The sequence below is a fragment of the Nocardia sp. NPDC059240 genome, from assembly GCF_042753865.1.
Lineage (GTDB): Bacteria > Actinomycetota > Actinomycetes > Mycobacteriales > Mycobacteriaceae > Nocardia.
In genome coordinates, this window is record NZ_JBHZAC010000002.1 from 581007 (window position 1) to 599870 (window position 18864).

Annotated in this window: 17 protein-coding genes; 8 read left to right on the forward strand and 9 right to left on the reverse strand. The window is 67.6% G+C overall.

Going from position 1 to position 18864, the window contains the following annotated elements; translation table 11 throughout:
* Positions 1-243: 243 nt before the first annotated feature.
* The 4 genes from ACFXHA_RS08285 (at position 244) to ACFXHA_RS08300 (ending at position 2848) form a co-directional block, all read left to right on the forward strand.
* Positions 244-726 (forward strand): DUF4395 domain-containing protein, encoded by a 483-nt coding sequence (locus ACFXHA_RS08285; protein WP_379354290.1) that lies wholly within the window; start codon positions 244-246, stop codon positions 724-726.
* Positions 727-780: 54 nt separating this feature from the next.
* Positions 781-1614 carry a sulfurtransferase gene (locus tag ACFXHA_RS08290; RefSeq protein ID WP_379354292.1) on the forward strand — a complete coding sequence of 278 codons (834 nt, stop codon included), beginning with the start codon at positions 781-783 and terminating at the stop codon, positions 1612-1614.
* Positions 1615-1619: 5 nt separating this feature from the next.
* Positions 1620-1925 carry a DUF1416 domain-containing protein gene (locus ACFXHA_RS08295; RefSeq protein ID WP_379354294.1) on the forward strand — a complete coding sequence of 102 codons (306 nt, stop codon included), beginning with the start codon at positions 1620-1622 and terminating at the stop codon, positions 1923-1925.
* A 245-nt stretch (positions 1926-2170) separates the two neighbouring features.
* Complete coding sequence (locus tag ACFXHA_RS08300) at positions 2171-2848, forward strand: FABP family protein (RefSeq protein WP_379355007.1); 678 nt, start codon at positions 2171-2173, stop codon at positions 2846-2848.
* A gap of 332 nt (positions 2849-3180) precedes the next feature.
* On the opposite strand, the gene ACFXHA_RS08305 is transcribed toward ACFXHA_RS08300, so the two are convergent.
* From ACFXHA_RS08305 to ACFXHA_RS08325, 5 genes are all read right to left on the reverse strand, one after another.
* Positions 3181-4836, reverse strand: a complete 1656-nt coding sequence (locus ACFXHA_RS08305; protein WP_379354296.1) for an ATP-binding cassette domain-containing protein — start codon at positions 4834-4836, stop codon at positions 3181-3183.
* Positions 4836-6629, reverse strand: a complete 1794-nt coding sequence (gene cydD, locus ACFXHA_RS08310; RefSeq protein WP_379354298.1) for a thiol reductant ABC exporter subunit CydD — start codon at positions 6627-6629, stop codon at positions 4836-4838. The genes ACFXHA_RS08305 and cydD overlap by 1 nt, the downstream gene beginning before the upstream one ends.
* Positions 6630-6715: 86 nt before the next feature.
* On the reverse strand, positions 6716-7765 hold the full coding sequence (gene cydB / locus ACFXHA_RS08315) for a cytochrome d ubiquinol oxidase subunit II (protein WP_379354300.1): 1050 nt from the start codon (positions 7763-7765) through the stop codon (positions 6716-6718).
* Between the two features lie 9 nt (positions 7766-7774).
* Positions 7775-9247 carry a cytochrome ubiquinol oxidase subunit I gene (locus tag ACFXHA_RS08320; RefSeq protein ID WP_379354302.1) on the reverse strand — a complete coding sequence of 491 codons (1473 nt, stop codon included), beginning with the start codon at positions 9245-9247 and terminating at the stop codon, positions 7775-7777.
* Positions 9248-9371: 124 nt separating this feature from the next.
* Positions 9372-10298: an aminodeoxychorismate lyase gene (locus ACFXHA_RS08325; protein ID WP_379354304.1), complete on the reverse strand. Its 927-nt coding sequence runs from the start codon at positions 10296-10298 to the stop codon at positions 9372-9374.
* A gap of 200 nt (positions 10299-10498) precedes the next feature.
* On the opposite strand from ACFXHA_RS08325, the gene ACFXHA_RS08330 reads away from it, so the two are divergent.
* The 4 genes from ACFXHA_RS08330 (at position 10499) to ACFXHA_RS08345 (ending at position 13698) form a co-directional block, all read left to right on the forward strand.
* Positions 10499-11614 (forward strand): YgfZ/GcvT domain-containing protein, encoded by a 1116-nt coding sequence (locus ACFXHA_RS08330; RefSeq protein ID WP_379354306.1) that lies wholly within the window; start codon positions 10499-10501, stop codon positions 11612-11614.
* Positions 11611-12294, forward strand: a complete 684-nt coding sequence (locus tag ACFXHA_RS08335) for an MOSC domain-containing protein (protein ID WP_379354308.1) — start codon at positions 11611-11613, stop codon at positions 12292-12294. The genes ACFXHA_RS08330 and ACFXHA_RS08335 overlap by 4 nt, the downstream gene beginning before the upstream one ends.
* A gap of 17 nt (positions 12295-12311) precedes the next feature.
* The gene (locus tag ACFXHA_RS08340) at positions 12312-13274 is read left to right on the forward strand and encodes an asparaginase (RefSeq protein ID WP_379354310.1); all 963 of its coding nucleotides are present in this window, start codon (positions 12312-12314) and stop codon (positions 13272-13274) included.
* A gap of 187 nt (positions 13275-13461) precedes the next feature.
* Positions 13462-13698, forward strand: a complete 237-nt coding sequence (locus ACFXHA_RS08345; protein ID WP_379354312.1) for a DUF3073 domain-containing protein — start codon at positions 13462-13464, stop codon at positions 13696-13698.
* Positions 13699-13956: 258 nt separating this feature from the next.
* Here ACFXHA_RS08345 and purM read toward each other — a convergent pair whose 3' ends face one another.
* The 4 genes from purM to ACFXHA_RS08365 form a co-directional block, all read right to left on the reverse strand.
* A complete protein-coding gene (gene purM / locus ACFXHA_RS08350) occupies positions 13957-15036 on the reverse strand; it encodes a phosphoribosylformylglycinamidine cyclo-ligase (RefSeq protein ID WP_379354314.1) in 1080 nt (359 codons plus the stop codon).
* Between the two features lie 99 nt (positions 15037-15135).
* Positions 15136-16806, reverse strand: coding sequence for an ABC transporter ATP-binding protein (locus tag ACFXHA_RS08355; protein ID WP_379354316.1), 1671 nt, complete (start codon positions 16804-16806; stop codon positions 15136-15138).
* Positions 16799-17743 carry an ABC transporter permease gene (locus ACFXHA_RS08360; protein WP_379355009.1) on the reverse strand — a complete coding sequence of 315 codons (945 nt, stop codon included), beginning with the start codon at positions 17741-17743 and terminating at the stop codon, positions 16799-16801. The genes ACFXHA_RS08355 and ACFXHA_RS08360 overlap by 8 nt, the downstream gene beginning before the upstream one ends.
* A 68-nt stretch (positions 17744-17811) precedes the next feature.
* A complete protein-coding gene (locus tag ACFXHA_RS08365) occupies positions 17812-18852 on the reverse strand; it encodes an ABC transporter permease (RefSeq protein WP_379355011.1) in 1041 nt (346 codons plus the stop codon).
* Positions 18853-18864: the final 12 nt, after the last annotated feature.

The window sequence follows — 18864 nt, forward strand, 5'->3', positions numbered from 1 at the left end:
CCCGGGTCCAATTTCCCCCGAAAATTGGGTAAACTCCCTCTCGTGCAATCCAACCGCGAGCTGATGCTCACCCGACGCCGCACGGTAGACCTGTGCCGGCTCGGTGGTTGTTGCTGCCTGTGCCGCTAGCCGGTCGGCCTTTCGTATTCCTCTGTCGCCGACCGGAGTTGTCCCCGCTGTCGAGAGATCGTTTCCGATCCTCCGGCGATCTGGCCAATACACCTTCAGCGCAGGAGTACTCCCATGTCGAACCCCTCACCCACTGCCTTACCCACCGGTCAGGTCGATGTCCGCGGCCCGCGTTTCGCCGCCTGGATCACCACCGCGGTGCTGGCCCTCGTCCTGATCGTCGCCGTCTTCTCCGTCCCCGCCGCCACCGTGCTGCTGGCCTTGCAGGCCATCGTGTTCGGGCTGGGTGCCGCCTACGGCCCGCGTCGTAGCCCGTACGGCCGGATCTACGCCGCCGCGGTGCTGCCGCGCATCGGTGCGCCGTCCGAGTTGGAACCGGTTGCGCCGCTGCGGTTCGCGCAGCTGGTGGGCTTGGCCTTCGCGGTGCTGGGTGTGCTCGGGTTCGCGGCGGGCAGTGTCGTGGTGGGCGCGATCTTCACCGGTTTCGCCCTGTTCGCGGCCTTCCTGAACGCGGCGTTCGGAATCTGCCTGGGCTGCAAGATCTATCCGCTCGTCGCGCGGTTCCGCACGCCGTCGACCTCCAACTCCTCTGTATAACCCTCAACCAACGAACGCAACGCCTTCCCACGGCACCGCATCGAAAGGAACAACATGGCTCGCTCCGATGTCCTGGTCTCCGCAGACTGGGTCGAAGAGAACCTGAACACTCCGGGCGTCGTCCTCGTCGAGGTCGACGAGGACACCTCGGCCTACGACCTGGGCCACATCGAGGGCGCCGTGCGTCTCGACTGGAAGAAGGACCTGCAGGACCAGGTTCGCCGCGACTTCGTCAACCAGGAGCAGTTCTCCGCGCTGCTGTCGGAGCGTGGCATCGCCAACGACGACACCGTGGTGCTCTACGGCGGCAACAACAACTGGTTCGCGGCGTACGCCTACTGGTACTTCAAGCTCTACGGCCACCAGGACGTGAAGCTGCTCGACGGTGGCCGCAAGAAGTGGGAGCTCGACGGCCGCCCGCTGGTCAAGGACGTGAATGTCCGTCCGGCCACCGAGTACAAGGCTTCCGCGCAGGACCTGTCCATCCGCGCGTTCCGTGACGAGGTCATCGACGCCATCGGCGCCAAGAACCTGGTCGACGTGCGTTCGCCCGACGAGTTCTCCGGCAAGATCCTGGCCCCGGCCCACCTGCCGCAGGAGCAGTCGCAGCGTCCGGGCCACATCCCGACCGCCATCAACGTGCCGTGGTCGAAGGCCGCGAACGAGGACGGCACCTTCAAGAGCGACGCCGAGCTGGCGGAGATCTACAAGGAGGCCGGTCTGGACGGCGACAAGCTGACCATCGCCTACTGCCGCATCGGCGAGCGTTCCTCGCACACCTGGTTCGTGCTGCAGGAGCTGCTGGGCCACCAGAACGTCAAGAACTACGACGGGTCCTGGACCGAATACGGTTCCCTCGTCGGTGCACCGATCGAGTTGGGAGCGTAATCAATATGTGTGCTGCACCTACCCAGGGACAGGCCATCCCCGCCGGCGTCGACGTGGAGAAGGAGACGGTCATCACCGGCCGCGTCCTGTCCGCTGACGGCAACACCGTGGGCGGCGCGTTCGTGCGCCTGCTCGACGGCAACGGCGACTTCACCGCCGAGGTCGTGGCCTCGGGCACCGGCGACTTCCGCTTCTTCGCCGCGCCGGGCTCGTGGACCATCCGCGCGCTGTCGGCGTCCGGCAACGGCACCGTCGAGGTGTCGCCGGAGGGCAACGGCATCCACAACGTGGACGTCACCGTCGCCAAGTAAGTCGAAACATCAAGAACGGCCCCGGGATTCATGATCCCGGGGCCGTTCTCGTATTCGCACAAGATTTTCCCGGGGTCGTTTTCACGTGATCTCGGTGGTGGGATTAGACTCCGAGACGTGGTGCTTACCTTCGAGATTCTGCTGGTTCTCGTCTCCGTGCTGATCGCCTGGTTCGGTCTGTACGTCCTCTACCGGCTGTTCACCGAGTCGTGACAGAACCGGCCCACGAGAACATCGAAAACGGAGTGGCCAATGGATCGGCGTCCTCGACGACGCCGATCGTTCGCCACGACGACGGCACGAGGCGCAGCGGTGACCAGGCGGTCGCCGAGGCGGCCGAGCGTGCCAAGTCGACCGGAGCGATGAATGTTCCGACGCTCCCGGGTCTTCCGTTGCCCGTGGACACCGCGAATCTGCGGCTGGGCCCGGATCTGAGTTCCTCCATGCTCGCGCTGCTACCCCTGGTCGGGGTGTGGCGTGGCGAGGGTGAGGGCAACGAACCCGATACCGGCGATTACCGCTTCGGTCAGCAGATCATCGTCTCGCATGACGGCGGCGACTATCTGACCTGGGAGTCGCGCTCCTGGAAGCTGGATGCCAAGGGCGAGTTCGCGGGTCCGGATCTGCGCGAGAGCGGTTTCTGGCGGGTCGGCATCGACGGTGACGATGAGGTGCTGGAGCTGCTGCTCACGCATTCCTCCGGCATTGTCGAGCTGTTCTACGGTCAGGCGCTCACCCAGTCCTCCTGGGAGCTGGCCACCGACGTGGTGATCCGCAGCCAGTCCGGCATCGTGGTGGGCGGCGCGAAGCGGCTCTACGGGATTGTCGAGGGCGGCGATCTGGGTTACGTCGAGGAACGCATCGCCGCGGATGGCGCTTTGGAGCCGCGGCTCTCGGCGCGGTTGCAGCGGTACATCGGGTAAGAGATTCAACGAAGCCCCGTCGACCTGTCGGTCGTACGGGGCTTTTTCATGTCCAGGCTCTGAAACGGGTACGGCCCCCGAGTCATATCTGCGGAGATGCAACTCTCACGCGGATCCGGTCAGGACAGACCGTAACTCGGGGGCCGGGTGACTGCCGTGGATTCGCGAGGGCTCGCGCGATCAGGAATCCGATTGCAGCGGTAGCGCCTAGCTGGCAGCCACCTCACGCGTCCTAGAAATCATTCTCGAACCACCTCCTTCCTGTGTAAGAACGAAGTTAGTCGGATGAGTCAGACGCGGCAACGCATTTTCTCGGACTGCGAAATGGCAGGTCAGACAGGCGTTGTGGGGAATAAGGCGTCAATGGTGATCGTTGAGTTCGGCGCGACGCGAACGATGGTGTCGGGCATGGCGTCCGGCGGCAGCTGATGGGTGACCACCACCACGGTGCGGTCGCGATCGACCAGGCCGTCGGATTCGTCGAGCAGGCGGCGCAGCAGTTCGGCTCCAGCCTCGGCCTCCAGATGCTCGGTCGGTTCGTCCAGCAGCAGTACGCGGGCCGGGGAGAGCAGGGCGCGGGCCACAAGGAGACGGCGGCGCTGACCGCCCGAGACCGCGGCGGCCCCGCCGACCAGATCGGTGTCGACACCGTCGGGCAGCGAGTCCAGCCACTCCCCCGCTCCGACTGCGCGCAAGGCTGATTCGGCCTCCGCGGCGGTGATGCCGCCGCGCGCCACGCGGAGGTTCTCGAGCACGGTGGTGCCGAACAGGTGCGCGTCCTCGGCGAAGAAGGTGACGCCCGGGCGGGGCGTATCGAACAGCCCGGCCCACGCCATGAGCAGGGTGGTCTTGCCCGCGCCGCTGGGACCGACCACCGCGATGCGGCGGCCCGGCGGCAGGGCCGGGAGATCGGGTGTGACGGTCTCGGATTCGCCGCGTTCCAGCCGATCGAGCCGGCGCAGCGCCGCGCGCCCGTTGGTGAGCGCCTGCGCGGCCGCCGGGAGGACGGCCACGGCTTCGAAGGCCGACAGCGGTACCAGTACCAGCACCGTGAACGCCATCGGAGTGATGCCGCCGGGCGCGACGGTCTGGAAGCCCGCCGTGGCGATGGGGGTTCCGGTGCCGTACAGCACGATTCCGATGAGCAGGGAGCCCAGCACGCTCGCACCGATGGACAGCGGCAGCACGGCGGCGGCCCACGCACTGCGTGCCGCCGCCCGATCCTCGGCGGCGACGGCCCGTTGCCCAGCCGCGCCGGCCGCGTCGATCGCCGTGGAAAGCCGTCCCGCGACCCGCAGTTCGGGTGCGTGGTCGAGCACGGTGAGCGCCTCGGCGGTGAACTCGGTGCGGTCCGCCCGCACCGCCAACTCGGCCTCGCGGGCCGCGCGCGCCGACAGCCAGGGCGCGATGATCCCCGAAACCCCCAGGGCCACCGCCAGAATCACCGCCGCGAGCACCGAAATACTCGCCAGCAGGCCGACGGCCAGCAGCGACAGGATCACCGCGACCGCGATCGGCACGAACGCCCGCACCACGACGGCCCCGAGGTCGTCGATATCGTTCATCACCCGGCCGAGCAGTTCACCCCGCCGCAGCTGCGTCGGATCCCCTTGCCGCGCTTCATCCTCCGGCCCGGCCACCACCCCGGTCCGCCGCGGCCGCCAGATATCGGCCCCCGCGAGCGCCCGATAGGTGCTCGTCCGCGCCGTACTCATGGCCCGCAACGCCACATCGTGCGTGGCCAGCCGCTCCAGATACCGGCACAGCCCCCGCGAAATCCCCAGCGCCCGAACAGTCACCACGGCAATGCTCAAATCCAACACCGGCGGCATCTGCCAAGCCCGCGCAATCAACCACGCCGCCAACGCCGCCAACCCCAGCCCACTCCCGAGCGCCAGCACCCCCCACCCCACCGACAACGCCATCCGCCCCCGCGAAAGCTCGAGCAGTTCCCGAATCCGCCGAAAATCAGCCAGTAGCTCTTTCATCAGACCGGCACCTCGATCATCGAATTGGACGGCGATACCGGTTTAGCGGCATGTGGATCGTCCGGGGTGGGGGTGGCGTGGACGTCGATGATGTGGTCGGCGATCGCCAGCACTGAAGGCCGGTGGGCCACCACGACGACCGTGGCGCCGGCGCGGGCGCGCTCGACCAGGGCGGCGAGAACCGTTGCCTCGCTGGCGTCGTCGAGGTGGGCGGTGGGTTCGTCGAGGAGCAGGATGGAGCGGGGGGCCGCCAGGGTGCGGGTGAGGGCGAGGCGTTGACGTTGGCCGAGGGAGAGGCCGGTGCCGCCGGTGCCGAGGACGGTGGACCAGCCGTCGGGGAGGTCGGCGAGGACGGTGTCGAACCCCGTTGCGGTGCAGGCGGCTTCGAGGTGGGCTGGTCCGGCGGGTGGGCCGAGGAGGTCGAGGTTGTCGCGGAGGGTGCCGGGGAGGAGGACCGGGCGTTGGGGCAGCCAGGCGATGTAGGACCACCAGTCGTCGGGGTCGAGGTCGGGGACCGGGGTGCCGTCGATCAGTACTTCACCGGCGGTCGGGGTGATCAGGCCCAGGATCGCTTGCAGGGCGGTGGATTTGCCGCAGCCGTTGGGGCCGGTCAGGACCGTGACCGCGCCGGGGCGGATCGTGACGGAGAGGGCGTCGGGGGCGAAGCCGTCGCGGGCGGCGACTGTCAGATCGTGGATGTCGATGTGCCCGTGCAGGTTCGGCATCGGGATGCGTGCGGTCTCCGGGTGGGCATCTTCGGATTCGGCGTCCGGATCTGTGTCGATGACCGCGAAAGCCTTTTCCGCCGCGGCCATTCCGTCCTGGGCGGCGTGGAAGCGTTCGCCGACGGCGCGCAGCGGGAGGTAGACCTCCGGGGCGAGGATCAGCGCCAGCAGTCCGGCGTGCAATCCCATGTAGCCGAATACCAGTCGCATGCCGATGGAGACCGCGACCAGCGCAACACACAGGGTGGCGAGCAGCTCCAACACCATGGAGGACAGGAAGGCCAGGCGCAGGGCCGACATGGTGCGCTTGTGCAGGGCGTCGCCGAGCTCGCGAACCCGGCCCGCCATGCTGCGCGGCGAATCATCCTTCGCCGCAGTGCTACCCGCTGCTCCTGCACTGCCGGTGCGGCCGGTCTCGCGGCCGAGGGCACGCAGCGTGGGCATGCCCGCGAACAGGTCCAGGAGTTGATCCGACAGCCGCGTGGTCGCCGCCAACGTGTCGGCGGACTTGCCCTGGGTGAGCAGCCCGATGAGGATCATGAAAATCGGGATCAGGGGCAGGGTGATGAAGATGATCAGGCCGGAGACCCAGTCGTGGACCGCGATGACGGCCAGCACGATGGGCGGCACCAGCATGGTCAGGATGAGGGCGGGCAGGTAGCCCGCGAGGTAGGCGCGCAGGCCGCTGAGTCCGGAGCCGACCACTACCGCGAGTTCGGTGCGGCGGCTTTCCAATTCGCGGGGCGGCAGGTGGGCTCCGGCGTCGAGGGCGGCGGTCTCGAGTTCGGCGACCACCTGCGCGCCTGCCCGGTGGGCGAGGCGGGACTGCCACCAGGTGGCGGTCACCCGGCACAGGACCGCGATGGTGAAGATCACCAATTCGACGGTCCAGGAACTGATCCGCCGCTGGTCCGGCTGGGTGATGACGCCCGCCAGCACCCGCGCCAAAGCGAGCGCCGCGATGACGATGCCGCCGGTGGTGACCAGCGAGAGCCCCACACTCACTCCGAGATACCTGCGTGCCGAGCGGGCGTGCCGCCACAGTCGCGGGTCCACCGGTCCTGCCATGGTCGATCTCCTCTGCGAAAGAACGGGCGTACCGGGTGTCACGCCGGTACGCCCGTTCTCGTTCAGCCCTGCCTGTTTCGTTCGGTTCAGCTCTTCGCGGATTCCATGGGCAGCCCGATCGGCGCGGGGATCTGCTCCATGGTGAGCCGCTTGCGGAACACCCAGTACGTCCAGGCCTGGTAGCACAGCACGACCGGGACCATGGCGACCGCGACCCAACTCATCACCACCAGCGTGTAGTGGGTGGAGGACGCCGACTTGGTGCCGTTCCGCCCGTCCACGGTGAGGCTGTACGCGTCATTGATGGTGGAGGGCAGCACGTTCGGGAACAGCGCACCGAACAGCAGCACGGTGGCCGCCGCGATGGTGATGGCGGTTCCGGTGAACGCCCAGCCGTCGCGCCCCTGGCTGGCGGCGAAGCCCGCGATCAGCAGTCCGACCACGGCCAGCACCAACGGAATCCAGGTCCAGCCGTGCCCGTAGGCGAGCTGCGTCCAGATCCCGAACGCGGCCACCACGACCGCGGTGGGCACGAACAGCATCCGGATCAGCCGTTGGGCGTCGTCGCGCACCTCGTTGCCGGTCTTGAGGGCGATGAACACCGCGCCGTGCAGCATGAACAGCAGCAGCGTGGTCAGCCCGCCCAGCAGCGCGTACGGGTTGAGCAGGTCGAAGAGATTGCCGTCGATCTGCTTGTGCGCGTTGAGTTTCACGCCCCGCACGATGTTGGCGAAGGCAAGACCCCAGGCCAGCGCCGGGATCCAGGACCCGAGCCCGATACCGATATCGCACCAGACCCGCCAGCGCGGATCGTTGATCTTGCCGCGCCATTCGATGGCGCAGGCCCGCGCGATCAACCCGACCAGGATGAGCAGCAGCGCCAGGTAGAACCCGGAGAACAGGCTGGCGTACCACTCGGGGAAGGCCGCGAACATGGCGCCACCACCGGTGAGCAGCCACACCTCGTTGCCGTCCCACACCGGCCCGATGGTGTTGAGCACCACGCGTTTCTTCGTTTCGTCGCCGCGCCCGAGGATGGGCATGAGCATGCCGACGCCGAAGTCGAAGCCCTCCAGCACGAAGTAGCCGGTGAACAGGACCGCGATCAGTAGAAACCAGAATTCAGGGAGACTCATCCTCGGCTCCTAGTAGGCGAAGGAAAGCTTCTCGACGGGCTCCCCGGTCATCTTCGGGGTGTCGTCGTCGGCGGGTTGTTCCGGTCCGTTGATCACGTAGCGGCGCATGAGGTAGAACCAGCCGATGGCCAGCAGGCCGTACAAGAGCGTGAACACGATCAGCGAGGTGAGGATCGTGCCCGGCGAGACGCCGGAGACGCCCTGCTGCACGGTCATTCGAATGTGCTGATCACCGGTCGGATTGGGTGCCACCACCCAGGGCTGACGCCCCATCTCGGTGAAGATCCAGCCGGAGATATTGCCCAGGAACGGCGTTGCGATCGCGATCAGCGAAAGCCAGCTGAACCAGGTCTGATCCGGCACGCGGCCGCGGCGGGTGACCCAGAATCCGGCCAGCGCCAACAGGATCGAGCCGGCCATCCAGGTGATCATGGCGCGGAACGACCAGTAGGTGACGAACAGGTTGGGCCGGTAGTCGCCGATGCCGTACTTCTCGTTGTATTCGACCTGCAGGTCCTTGACGCCCTTCAGGGTGACGTCGCTGAACTTGCCCTCGGCCAGGAACGGCAGCACGTACGGCACCTTGATGACGTGGTCGACGCTGTCGCAGTTGTTGTGGGTACCGATGGTCAGTACCGAGAAGTCCGGGTCGGTTTCGGTGTGGCACAACGATTCCGCCGAGGCCATCTTCATGGGCTGCTGTTTGAACATGAGCTTGCCCTGGGTGTCACCGGTGATGATGAGGGCGACGGAGGCGACCAGCACCACGTACAGGCCCATGCGTGCGGCGGGCCGCCACATGGTGCGGGCGTCCTCGAGCGGTGCCTCGGTGCCCTCGGCCTTGGCCTTGCGGGCGTTGCGCACCATCCACCAGCCGCCGATGCCGGCCACGAAAGTGCCTGCGGTGAGGAAGGATCCGGCCACCACGTGCGGGAAGGCGGCGAGGGTGGTGTTGTTGCTGAGCACCGCCCAGATGCTGTGCAGTTCCGCGCGTCCGGTCTCGGGGTTGTATTCCGCGCCGACCGGATGCTGCATGAACGAGTTGGCGGCGACGATGAAGTACGCGGACGCGTTGACGCCGATGGCGACCAGCCAGATGCAGGCCAGGTGCACCTTCTGCGGCAGTTTGGTCCAGCCGAAGATCCACAGGCCGAGGAAGGTCGATTCCATGAAGAAGGCGACCAGCGCCTCCATGGCCAGCGGTGCGCCGAAGACGTCGCCGACGAAGCGGGAGTATTCGCTCCAGCCCATGCCGAACTGGAATTCCTGCACGATGCCGGTGGCGACGCCGAGGGCGAAGTTGATCAGGAAGAGCTTCCCGAAGAACTTGGTGAGCCGCAGCCACTGTTCCTTGCCGGTGATCACCCAGGCGGTCTGCATGCCCGCGACGAGCGGTGCGAGGCCGATGGTGAGTGGCACCAGGATGAAGTGATAGACGGTGGTAATTCCAAACTGCCATCGCGCCAGATCTACGACGCTCATCCGACCTCCCTGCCTGTCTACGACATGACGTAGTAACAGACAGTACGCCTGCGGAAGCTCAGATCAACGTATGCCTCGCCACAGCGTGCCAGAAATTTGCCGGAATGTGACGGACACGCCGGGTTCACCAGTCGGCGAGACTCCCCGGCAGTGCGATACCCCGATTCACCATCTCGATGATCTCGCCCGCGTTCTCCGGCGCGGACATGCGCAGCCCGTCGAGCGAATTGACCCGCGCGGCCAGCGTCACCGACGACAGCAGCCACACCGCGTCCGCGGTGATCAGGTCGGCGACGAACAGCGGCTCGTAGCGGCAGTCCCAGCCCGCCTTCTCCGCCTGCGTGAACAGTGCGCGCTGAGTCGTGCCCGGCAGCACGCCATTTCGCGCGGGCGGGGTGATGAGTTCGTTGTCGCGCTGCACCACGACCGTCGACCGCGGCCCTTCCAGCACCCGATGCTCGGTGCTGGTGAAGATGACGTCGTCCGCACCCATGCGCTGGGCGAAACGCAGCGCCGACATATTGGTCGCGTAGGACAGCGTCTTGGCACCCAGCAGCAGCCACGGCGCGTTCTGCGCGAGATCGACGGAGATGCCACGCGAGAGTGTGATCGCCGAAACACCCTCGGTACGAGCCTTTTCCACGCGCTCCTGCACCGGAACCACCAAAACGTAACCGGTAGTGGCGGGTTCGGCCCCGGCCAGGGCTCCACTCTTGTTAGCTGATCGTTCGCTACCTGAGCCGTGATCGCTGTCACGCCCCCGGGTGACGATCATGCGCAGCGCCCCCTCGCGCTCCTTCCCCCATTCCTCGGCCGCCATCTCCACCGCGAACCGCCACGCCTCGAGATCGGGCGCGGGCAGGTCCAGCGCCTCCGCGGACCGCCGCAACCGGGCCAGGTGCAACTCCAGCGCACAGGGCACGCCATCCCGCACCAGCACGGTCTCGAAGATGCCGTCGCCGCGCAGCGCACCGATATCGTCCGCATACAACAACGGCGCGTCCGGATCCCGGATCGCGCCGTCAAGAGTCACCAGAACCCGTTCCACCATGCGATCGACCCTATGACAGATGGCCCGTCGCGGTGGGTTCAACCGCGCCGCCAACCTCGTCAAGCCACCTGGCAACCGACCGCCCACCCCGCCCCCGACGCACAAGAGCCAACCGGCGCGGCAGCGACACCGAGTGCCGCCACGCAAAGGTCCCGTAGAGGCGGACGAGCCGATCGTGCGGGTTGGCATAGGGTGGGGGTGTGTCCTCCTCGGTAACGCCCAGTCCGATTCTGCAAGTTCCAGGGGCTGTCGCGGGGCTGCCAGGGTCACCCGATGCCACGGTCGCGTGGCACTACGGCGATCCGTTCGGCGAGCAGCGCGCGGCGGTAGAGCGGGTCGCGGTGGTGGATCGCTCCCACCGGTTCGTGCTCGCGATCACCGGCAAGGAACGCCTGACCTGGCTGCACACCATCTCCAGTCAGGCCATCGCCGATCTGCGAGACGGGGATTCCGCGGAGAATCTGGACCTCGATCTCAACGGCCGGGTCCTCAACCATTTCGTGCTCACCGACCTCGACGGCACCGAGTGGATCGACACCGAGGCCGAGCGCGGCCCGGACCTGCTGAGCTTCCTGCAGAAGATGGTCTTCTGGGCCGACGCCAAGCCCGTCGCCGCGAATGACCATGCGGTACTGAGCCTGTTGGGCCCCGCCGCGACCGACCTCATCGAAACCCTGGGTGTCCCAGCCCTTCCCGAGACCTACCGCGCGGTGCCGCTGCCCGGCGGCGGCTTCCTGCGCCGCATGCCCTGGCCCACCGCCGACTCGTTCGACCTGCTCATCCCCCGCGATCAACTGGCCACCTGGTGGACGAAGCTGCGGGACGCGGGCGCGACGGCCGCGGGCATGTGGGCCTTCGAGGCGCTGCGCACGGCCGCACTGCGTCCCCGCCTCGGCCTCGACACCGACGACCGCACCATCCCACACGAGGTGAACTGGATCGGCGGTCCCGCCGAACACGGTGCCGTGCACCTGAACAAGGGCTGCTACCGCGGTCAGGAGACGGTGGCCCGCGTCCACAATCTCGGCAAGCCGCCCCGGCATCTGGTGCTGCTGCACCTGGACGGTTCCGCGGATTCCCGTCCGGCGACCGGTGATCCGGTGACCGCCGGCGGTCGCGCGGTCGGCGTGCTGGGCACGGTGATCGACCACTACGAACTCGGCCCGATCGCGCTGGCCTTGATCAAGCGCAATATCCCGGTCGACACCGAACTCACCGCGGGCCCGTGCGCGGCGGCCATCGACCCGGATTCGGTGCCATCCCACGACGAACCGCAGGCGGGCCGGCTGGCCGTCGAGAAGCTCCGCGGCCGATGAGTGCCCCCGCTTCGCGGCTGCACGACACCGGCCGCGTGCTGGCCGTCTGCGTGCTGCACGCCGAGGTCGAGGTGCCCGCGAAGTCCAGCAAGGTGGGCCGCACCGCCATCGACAAACGTCCGGTGCCGCACCGGGTTCCGGTCCGCACGCTCGGCCTGGACGGCGATCACGTCTGCGACACCGAGCATCACGGCGGCTCCCATCAAGCCGTCTACGCCTACGCGGAGGAGGACGCCGCCCGCTGGGCCGGGGAACTCGGCCGCGAGCTGACGCCGGGCTGGTTCGGCGAGAACCTGCGTCTGTCCGGTCTTCGCGTCAGTGACGCGGTGCTCGGTGAGCGCTGGAGCATCGGCGACACCCTGCTCGAGGTCTCCGCGCCGCGCGTCCCGTGTTCCACCTTCCAGTGGCGCACCGGCGAGCCGCAGTGGGTGAAACGCTTCACCGTGCAAGCGGATACGGGTGCTTACCTGCGGGTGCTGACCGAGGGCGCGATCGCCGCCGGTGATGAGGTGCGGGTGGTGCACGTGCCCGCGCACGGCGTCACCGTGCGCGACCTGTTCACCGGCACCGACCCGGAGCGACTGGACACCCTGCTGGAATCCGAGCCGACCATCTCCGATGACGTGCGCATGCAGATCGACCGTCACCGTCGCCGGCACACCGCGGCGGCCGACCGATGACCGAAGGGAACGCAGGAATGAGCGTGGATCTCGTCGAGGTGGTGCGTTCCGGTTTCCGGGAGTGCGTGCATCGCGGGTCGGCGGTGATCCTGCGGCCGGACGGTGACCCGCTGGTGGAGGTGGGTGCGGTGCACGGCCCGATCTTCCCGCGCTCCACCAACAAGCCCATGCAGGCGCTCACCTTGCTGCGCAACGGTTTCGAACCGCTGGACGACGCCGAGCTGGCCATCTCGACCGCCTCGCACTTCGGTGAGCCCGACCATGTGGCGTTGGTGACGCGACTGCTGGATCGCTTCGGCCTCACCGAGGACGACCTGGAGTGCCCGCCGGATCTGCCGTTCGACGAGCAGGCCCGGGCCCAGGTGCTGGCCGGGTCCGACCGCGCCAAGGCCGCCCGCCGCATCTTCATGAACTGCTCCGGCAAACATGCCGCCATGCTGGCCACCTGCAAGATCAACGACTGGCCCACCCGCGGCTACCTGGAGGTCGGGCATCCGCTGCAGCAGGCGGTGCTGGAGACGGTCGCCGATGTGACCGGTGAGCCGGAGACCGATCTGGGCATCGACGGTTGCGGCCTGCCGATCGTGCCGGTTTCGCTGGTGAATCTGGCGCGCGCCTACGCGAGCTTCGCCACGGGCGCGGAAGGTAGCCCGGAACGTCGTGTCGCGGACGCGATTCGCGCGCATCCGCGAGTGATTTCCGGCACGGACGGACCAGATTTTCGAGTGATGACCGCGACCCCGGGACTGGTCTGCAAGATCGGCGCGGACGGCGTGCACGCCGGCGCGCTGCCGGACGGTTCGGCCTTCGCCTACAAGATCGATGACGGCGCGGATCGCGCGCGACTTCCGCTGACCCTCGCGATTCTCCAGCGTATGGGCGTGCCGTGGACCGATGCGCACGCCGAGCTGGCAGCGCCCGCGGTACTCGGCGGAGCCGCCCGGGTGGGCATCATCCGCGCCATTCCCGGCGCGCTGTAGTCCCCGGTCGGCGGGCTTTTCCACACCCGGCGCACTCCGGTGCGCCGGGCCTCCGGACGTTTATCCCCCACTCCTGGAAGCGCGACGCCCAGACACACGCTAAAGTGTTCGTCAGGAAGAGTATTAATTCGAACGGGGCCGCCAAACCCACCCCAGGCCGCCCCGCAGTGACGCGAGGGGGTCAGCCATGGGCCGTGGCCGGGCTAAGGCAAAGCAGACCAAGGTTGCACGGGAGCTCAAGTACAGCTCGCCGTCGACCGACTTCACCAGTCTTCAGCGTGAGCTGGCGGCGCCCTCCGACACACAACGGAGTGGTGCGTCCGACACACAACGGAGTGGTGTGCTTTCCGAAGAGCATGACGCGAGCGAATCGCGGTCGACGAGCTGGGAAGAAGAAGACAGCTACGACGACTGGCGTCGCTGACTCGGATTTCGACGTATTGCAGGGGGAGGCCATTGGGCTTCCCCCTTTAGCACGTCGTCTCGAGCCAAGAAGCACAGCGATGCTGAAGGTTAGCCAACAGCACTGAGCGTTCCGTCCTCACCATCGGGCGGGACGTTCATTCGTGTATTCATGGTGCGCGGGATCGATGCGTGGGATCGGCCGCGCCACACCATGTTTCGGACATACAGAACGGCCCCGGTCACTCCTGCGAGTGACCGGGGCCGAGTGCTGTGCGCGCTAGAAGCGCGGGTGGTCTCCGACGAGGACCGTGCGGGCCGAGTCGATGTCCTTGGCCTTCTTCACCGTGCCGAGGGTCCAGCAGTCGATGTGGCGGGCGGTGAGGACGGCCAGGGCGCGGTCGGCGTCCTCGGGGGCGACGACGGCGACCATGCCGACGCCCATGTTGAAGGTCTTCTCCATCTCGGCGCGCTCGACGCGGCCGCGCTGGGCGATCATCTTGAAGACCGGGGCCGGGTTCCAGGTGCCGCGATCCAGTTCGGCGACCAAGCCGGCGGGGAGCACGCGGGCCAGGTTGGCGGCCAGGCCGCCGCCCGTCACGTGGCAGAAGGTGCGCACGTCGGTTTCGGCGATCAGGGCCAGGCAGTCCTTGGCGTAGATCTTGGTGGGTTCCAGGAGTTCCTCGCCGAGGGTGCGGCCGAATTCCTCCACGTGCCCGGTGAGGGACATGCGGTCGATGTCGAGCAGCACCTTGCGGGCCAGCGAGTAGCCGTTGGAGTGCAGGCCCGAGGAGCCCATGCCGATGACGACGTCGCCCGGGCGGACCCGGTCGGGGCCGAGCACGGCGTCGGCCTCGACCACGCCGACACCGGTGGCCGACAGGTCGTAGTCGTCGGCGCCCATCAGGCCCGGGTGCTCGGCGGTCTCGCCGCCGAGCAGGGCGCAGCCGGCGATGACGCAACCCTCGGCGATGCCGGAGACGATCTGCGCGACCCGTTCCGGGACCACCTTGCCGACGGCGATGTAGTCCTGCAGGAACAGCGGTTCGGCACCGCAGACGACCAGATCGTCGACGACCATGGCGACCAGGTCGAGGCCGACGGTGTCGTGCTTGTCGAGGGCCTGCGCGACGGCGATCTTGGTGCCGACGCCGTCGGTGGAGGCCGCGAGCAGGGGCTCCTTGTAGCCACCCTTCAATGCGAACAATCCTGCGAAGCCGCCGAGTCCGCCCTGAACCTCGGGGCGGCTTGCCTTCTTCGCCAGCGGCGCGAACAACTCGACTGCGCGGTCACCGGCCTCGATATCGACACCTGCCGCCGCGTAGGAGGCACCGGCACCGCTGGGGGTCTGTTCAGTCATTGTCGGGGAGAGCTCCAAGCCGAATCGGGTGGATAGATGCCTGATCACGGTACCGGAAGCGGATAACGGCCCCGCACCCGCTACGGTGCCTGACCGGTGTCATACCGTGCCGACCTCCGCAAACAGGGCGGCCGTTTCGGTGCGTCGCCGACGCTGTTCGACCGGATCGGGGACGGGGACGGCCGCGACCAGGCGACGGGTGTACTCCTCGCGGGGGCGGCGAAGTATGTCGTCATTGTCGCCCTGTTCGACGACGGTCCCGTTGCGCAGCACCACGATCCGATCCGCGAGCTGATCCACCACGGCGAGATCGTGACTGATGAACAGGCACGCCCAGCCGCATTCGCGCTGGAGTTCGGCGAACAGCTCGAGCACCCGCGCCTGGACGGAGACGTCCAGGGCGCTGGTGGGTTCGTCGGCCACCAGCAGGTCCGGATTCAGCACCAGGGCCCGCGCCAGGCTGACGCGCTGCCGCTGACCGCCCGAGAGCTCGTGCGGATAGCGGTTTTCCACCCCGGCCGGCAGTTGCACGTCGTCGAGGAGGTGGCGGACGCGATCGCGCGCGGCCTGCCCCTTGGCCTCCTTGTGGACGAGCAGCGGTTCGGCCACGCACTCGCCGATGGTGAGGCGCGGGTTGAGGGAGGTGGCCGGATCCTGGAAGACGAACCCGAAGCGGCGGCGCAGCGGCCGCAGCTTGCGTTCGGACAGCCCCGCGATATCGGTGCCGAGGACCCGCACGCTGCCCGCGGTGGGGCGTTGCAGCGCGGCCACGCAGCGGCCGATGGTGGATTTGCCGGATCCGGATTCGCCGACCAGGCCGAGGGTTTCGCCGCGGCGCAGGGTCAGGCTGACCTCGTTGACCGCCCGGAAGGTGGGGCGGCCGAGCGGGGCGGGGAATTCCACCACCAGGTCGGAGATCTCGAGGACGGTTTCGGCGTCGGCCGCAACCGGTTCGCGCACGATGGTTTTCGCCGTCTCCAGCACATGCAGTTTCGGCACGGCCGCCAGCAGGGCACGCGTGTATTCGTGCTGCGGGTCGCTGAAGAGCTTGTCCACCTTGGCTTCTTCGACGATGCGGCCCTCGCGCATCACCACCACGCGGTCGGCGAGGTCGGCGACGACGCCCATGTTGTGGGTGATGAGGACGATGGCCGCGCCGATGCGGTCGCGCAGATCCCGCAGTAGTTCCAGGATTTCGGCCTGCACGGTGACGTCGAGGGCGGTGGTGGGTTCGTCGGCGATGATCACCTTGGGTTCGCAGGCGATGGCGATGGCGATCACCACGCGCTGCTTCTGGCCGCCGGAGAGCTGATGCGGGTAGTAGTCCACCCGCGCCTCCGGGTCGGGCAGCCCGACCGCGCGCAGCAGTTCGATCGCCTTGTCGCGCGCGGCTTTCCGCTTCATTCCGGAGTGGGCGCGTAGCGCCTCGCCGATCTGGAAGCCGACGGTGAACAGCGGGTCCAGGGCCGCGCCGGGCTCCTGGAACACCATGGAGATGGCTCCGCCGCGCAGCGCGGTGAGTTCCCGCTCGCTCATCTTGGTGACGGCCTTGGTGCCGAGCACGACGGTGCCGTTCACGCTGGCGGTGGGCGGCAGCAGGCCCATGGCGGTGCGGGAGCTCACCGATTTGCCGGAGCCGGATTCGCCGACCACGGCCAAGACCTCACCCGGATACACCTGGTAGGAAACGTCGTTCACGGCCGTGACCGATCCGGCATCGGTGGCGAAGCAGACGGTCAGACCCTCGAAGGACAGGACGGGTTCAGGCATTGTCGGCCTCCTTCGGGGATTCGGTGGGGTCCGCTTCCACGGCCGCGGGTGCGGTGGCAACGCGGCGGGTGCGCAGCAGCGGGTTGAGCACCTCGTTGAGGCTCTCGCCGACGAGGGTCATGCCGAGCACCACGAGCACGATGGCGACGCCCGGCCAGACGCCGGTCCACCAGATGCCGTTGGAGACATCGGAGAGCGCCTTGTTGAGGTCGTAGCCCCATTCGGCGGCCTGGGTGGGTTCGATGCCGAAGCCGAGGAACCCGAGGCCCGCCAGCGTCAGAATCGCTTCCGCACCGTTGAGGGTGATGAGCACCGGCAGCGACTGGGTGACATTGGCGAGGATGTGCCGGAACAGGATTCGCGTGGTGGACGCGCCGGTGACGCGCGCGGCATCCACGTACGGTTCCTGTTTCACCGAGATGGTGGCATTGCGCACCACCCGGAAGTACTGCGGCACAAAGATGACCGTGATGGCGATGGCCGCCGACAGGATGCCGCCGAAGCTCGACGACTGCCCGCCCGACACCACGATCGACACCACGATGGCCAGCAGCAGCGACGGGAACGCGTACATGGCGTCCATGAACAGCACCAGGATGCGGTCCACCCAGCCACCGAGGTAGCCGGAGACGAGTCCCAGCGGCACACCGACAAACAGCGACAGCACCAGCGAGACCGCGATCACCGAAAGTGCCGTACGCGCACCGAAGATGACGCGGGAGAACACGTCCTCGCCACGTACCGAGGTGCCGAACCAGTGCGCCGCCGAAGGGGCCTGCTGGCGCACGAAATCGACGCCGTCGGCGGTGCTCTGGGCGAACCCGTAGGGCGCGATGAGCGGCGCGAAGATGGCGACCAGGATGAAGCCCGCGACCAGTGCGAGCCCCAGCAGCAGCGTCATCCGCTGCAGCCCGGAGGTCATGCGCACCAACCCCATTCCGGGGATGTGCCACTTGTTGCGGGCGGGCGGGACGGGCGCCTCGACGCCCGTTTCGATGACCGTCATCAGAACCTCACCCTCGGGTCGATCATCGCCACGATCAGGTCCACCAGGAAGCTCATGACGGCCACCACGATCGCGATGAACGCCACGATGCCCTGCACCGCGATGAAGTCGCGGGCTTGCAGGTAGGAGGCGAGCTGGTAGCCCAATCCCTTCCATTCGAAGGTGGTTTCGGTGAGGACCGCGCCGCCGAGCATCATGGCGATCTGCATGCCCATCACGGTCACGACCGGGATGAGGGCGTTGCGGAAGGCGTGTCGCCCGGTGACGACGCGGTCGGAAAGGCCACGCGCGCGGGCGGCTTCGACATACCCGGAGCGCAGCGTCTGGATCAGGTTGATGCGCACCAGTCGCAGGAATACGCCCGCGGTGAGCAGGCCGAGCGCGATGGCGGGCAGCACAGCGTGTTTCAGCACGTCGACGATGTAGCTGGTGTCGCCGTACAGGATGGCGTCCACGATCATGATGTTGGTTTTCGGCGACACGTGCTGCAGCTGCAACTCGACATTGGTGCTGGCCCGTCCGGCAACGGGCAGCCAACCGAGTTTGACCGAGAAGATCAGCTTGAGCAGCAGGCCGACGAAGAACACGGGTGCGGCGTACACCAGGATGGCGAACAGCCGCAGGCTCACGTCGCGGGCCGAATCTCGTTTGGTGGCCGCGTATCTGCCCAGCGGCACGCCAACCGCGAAGGCCACGATGAGCGACCAGAACACGAGTTCCAGGGTGGCCGCGCCGTAGGTGACGATGACGTCGCTGATGGCCCGATTGTCCTGGGAGCGGCCGAAATCGCCGCGCAGCAGTCCCGAGAGGTACTCCCAGTACTGGGTGAGGATGGGCCGGTTGAGCCCGGCCGCCTCCTTGCGTTCCTGGATCTGCGCGGGGCTCAGGCGTCCGCCCATGGCGGCGCTGATCGGGTCACCGATCACCCGCATGAGGAAGAACACCAGGGTCACCAGGATCCAGGTGGTCGGGATGATGAGCAGTGCTCGCACCCCGAGGTAACGCAGCAGCGCACTGTAGCGGGAACTGCTGCCGCGCAAACACTTTCCCGC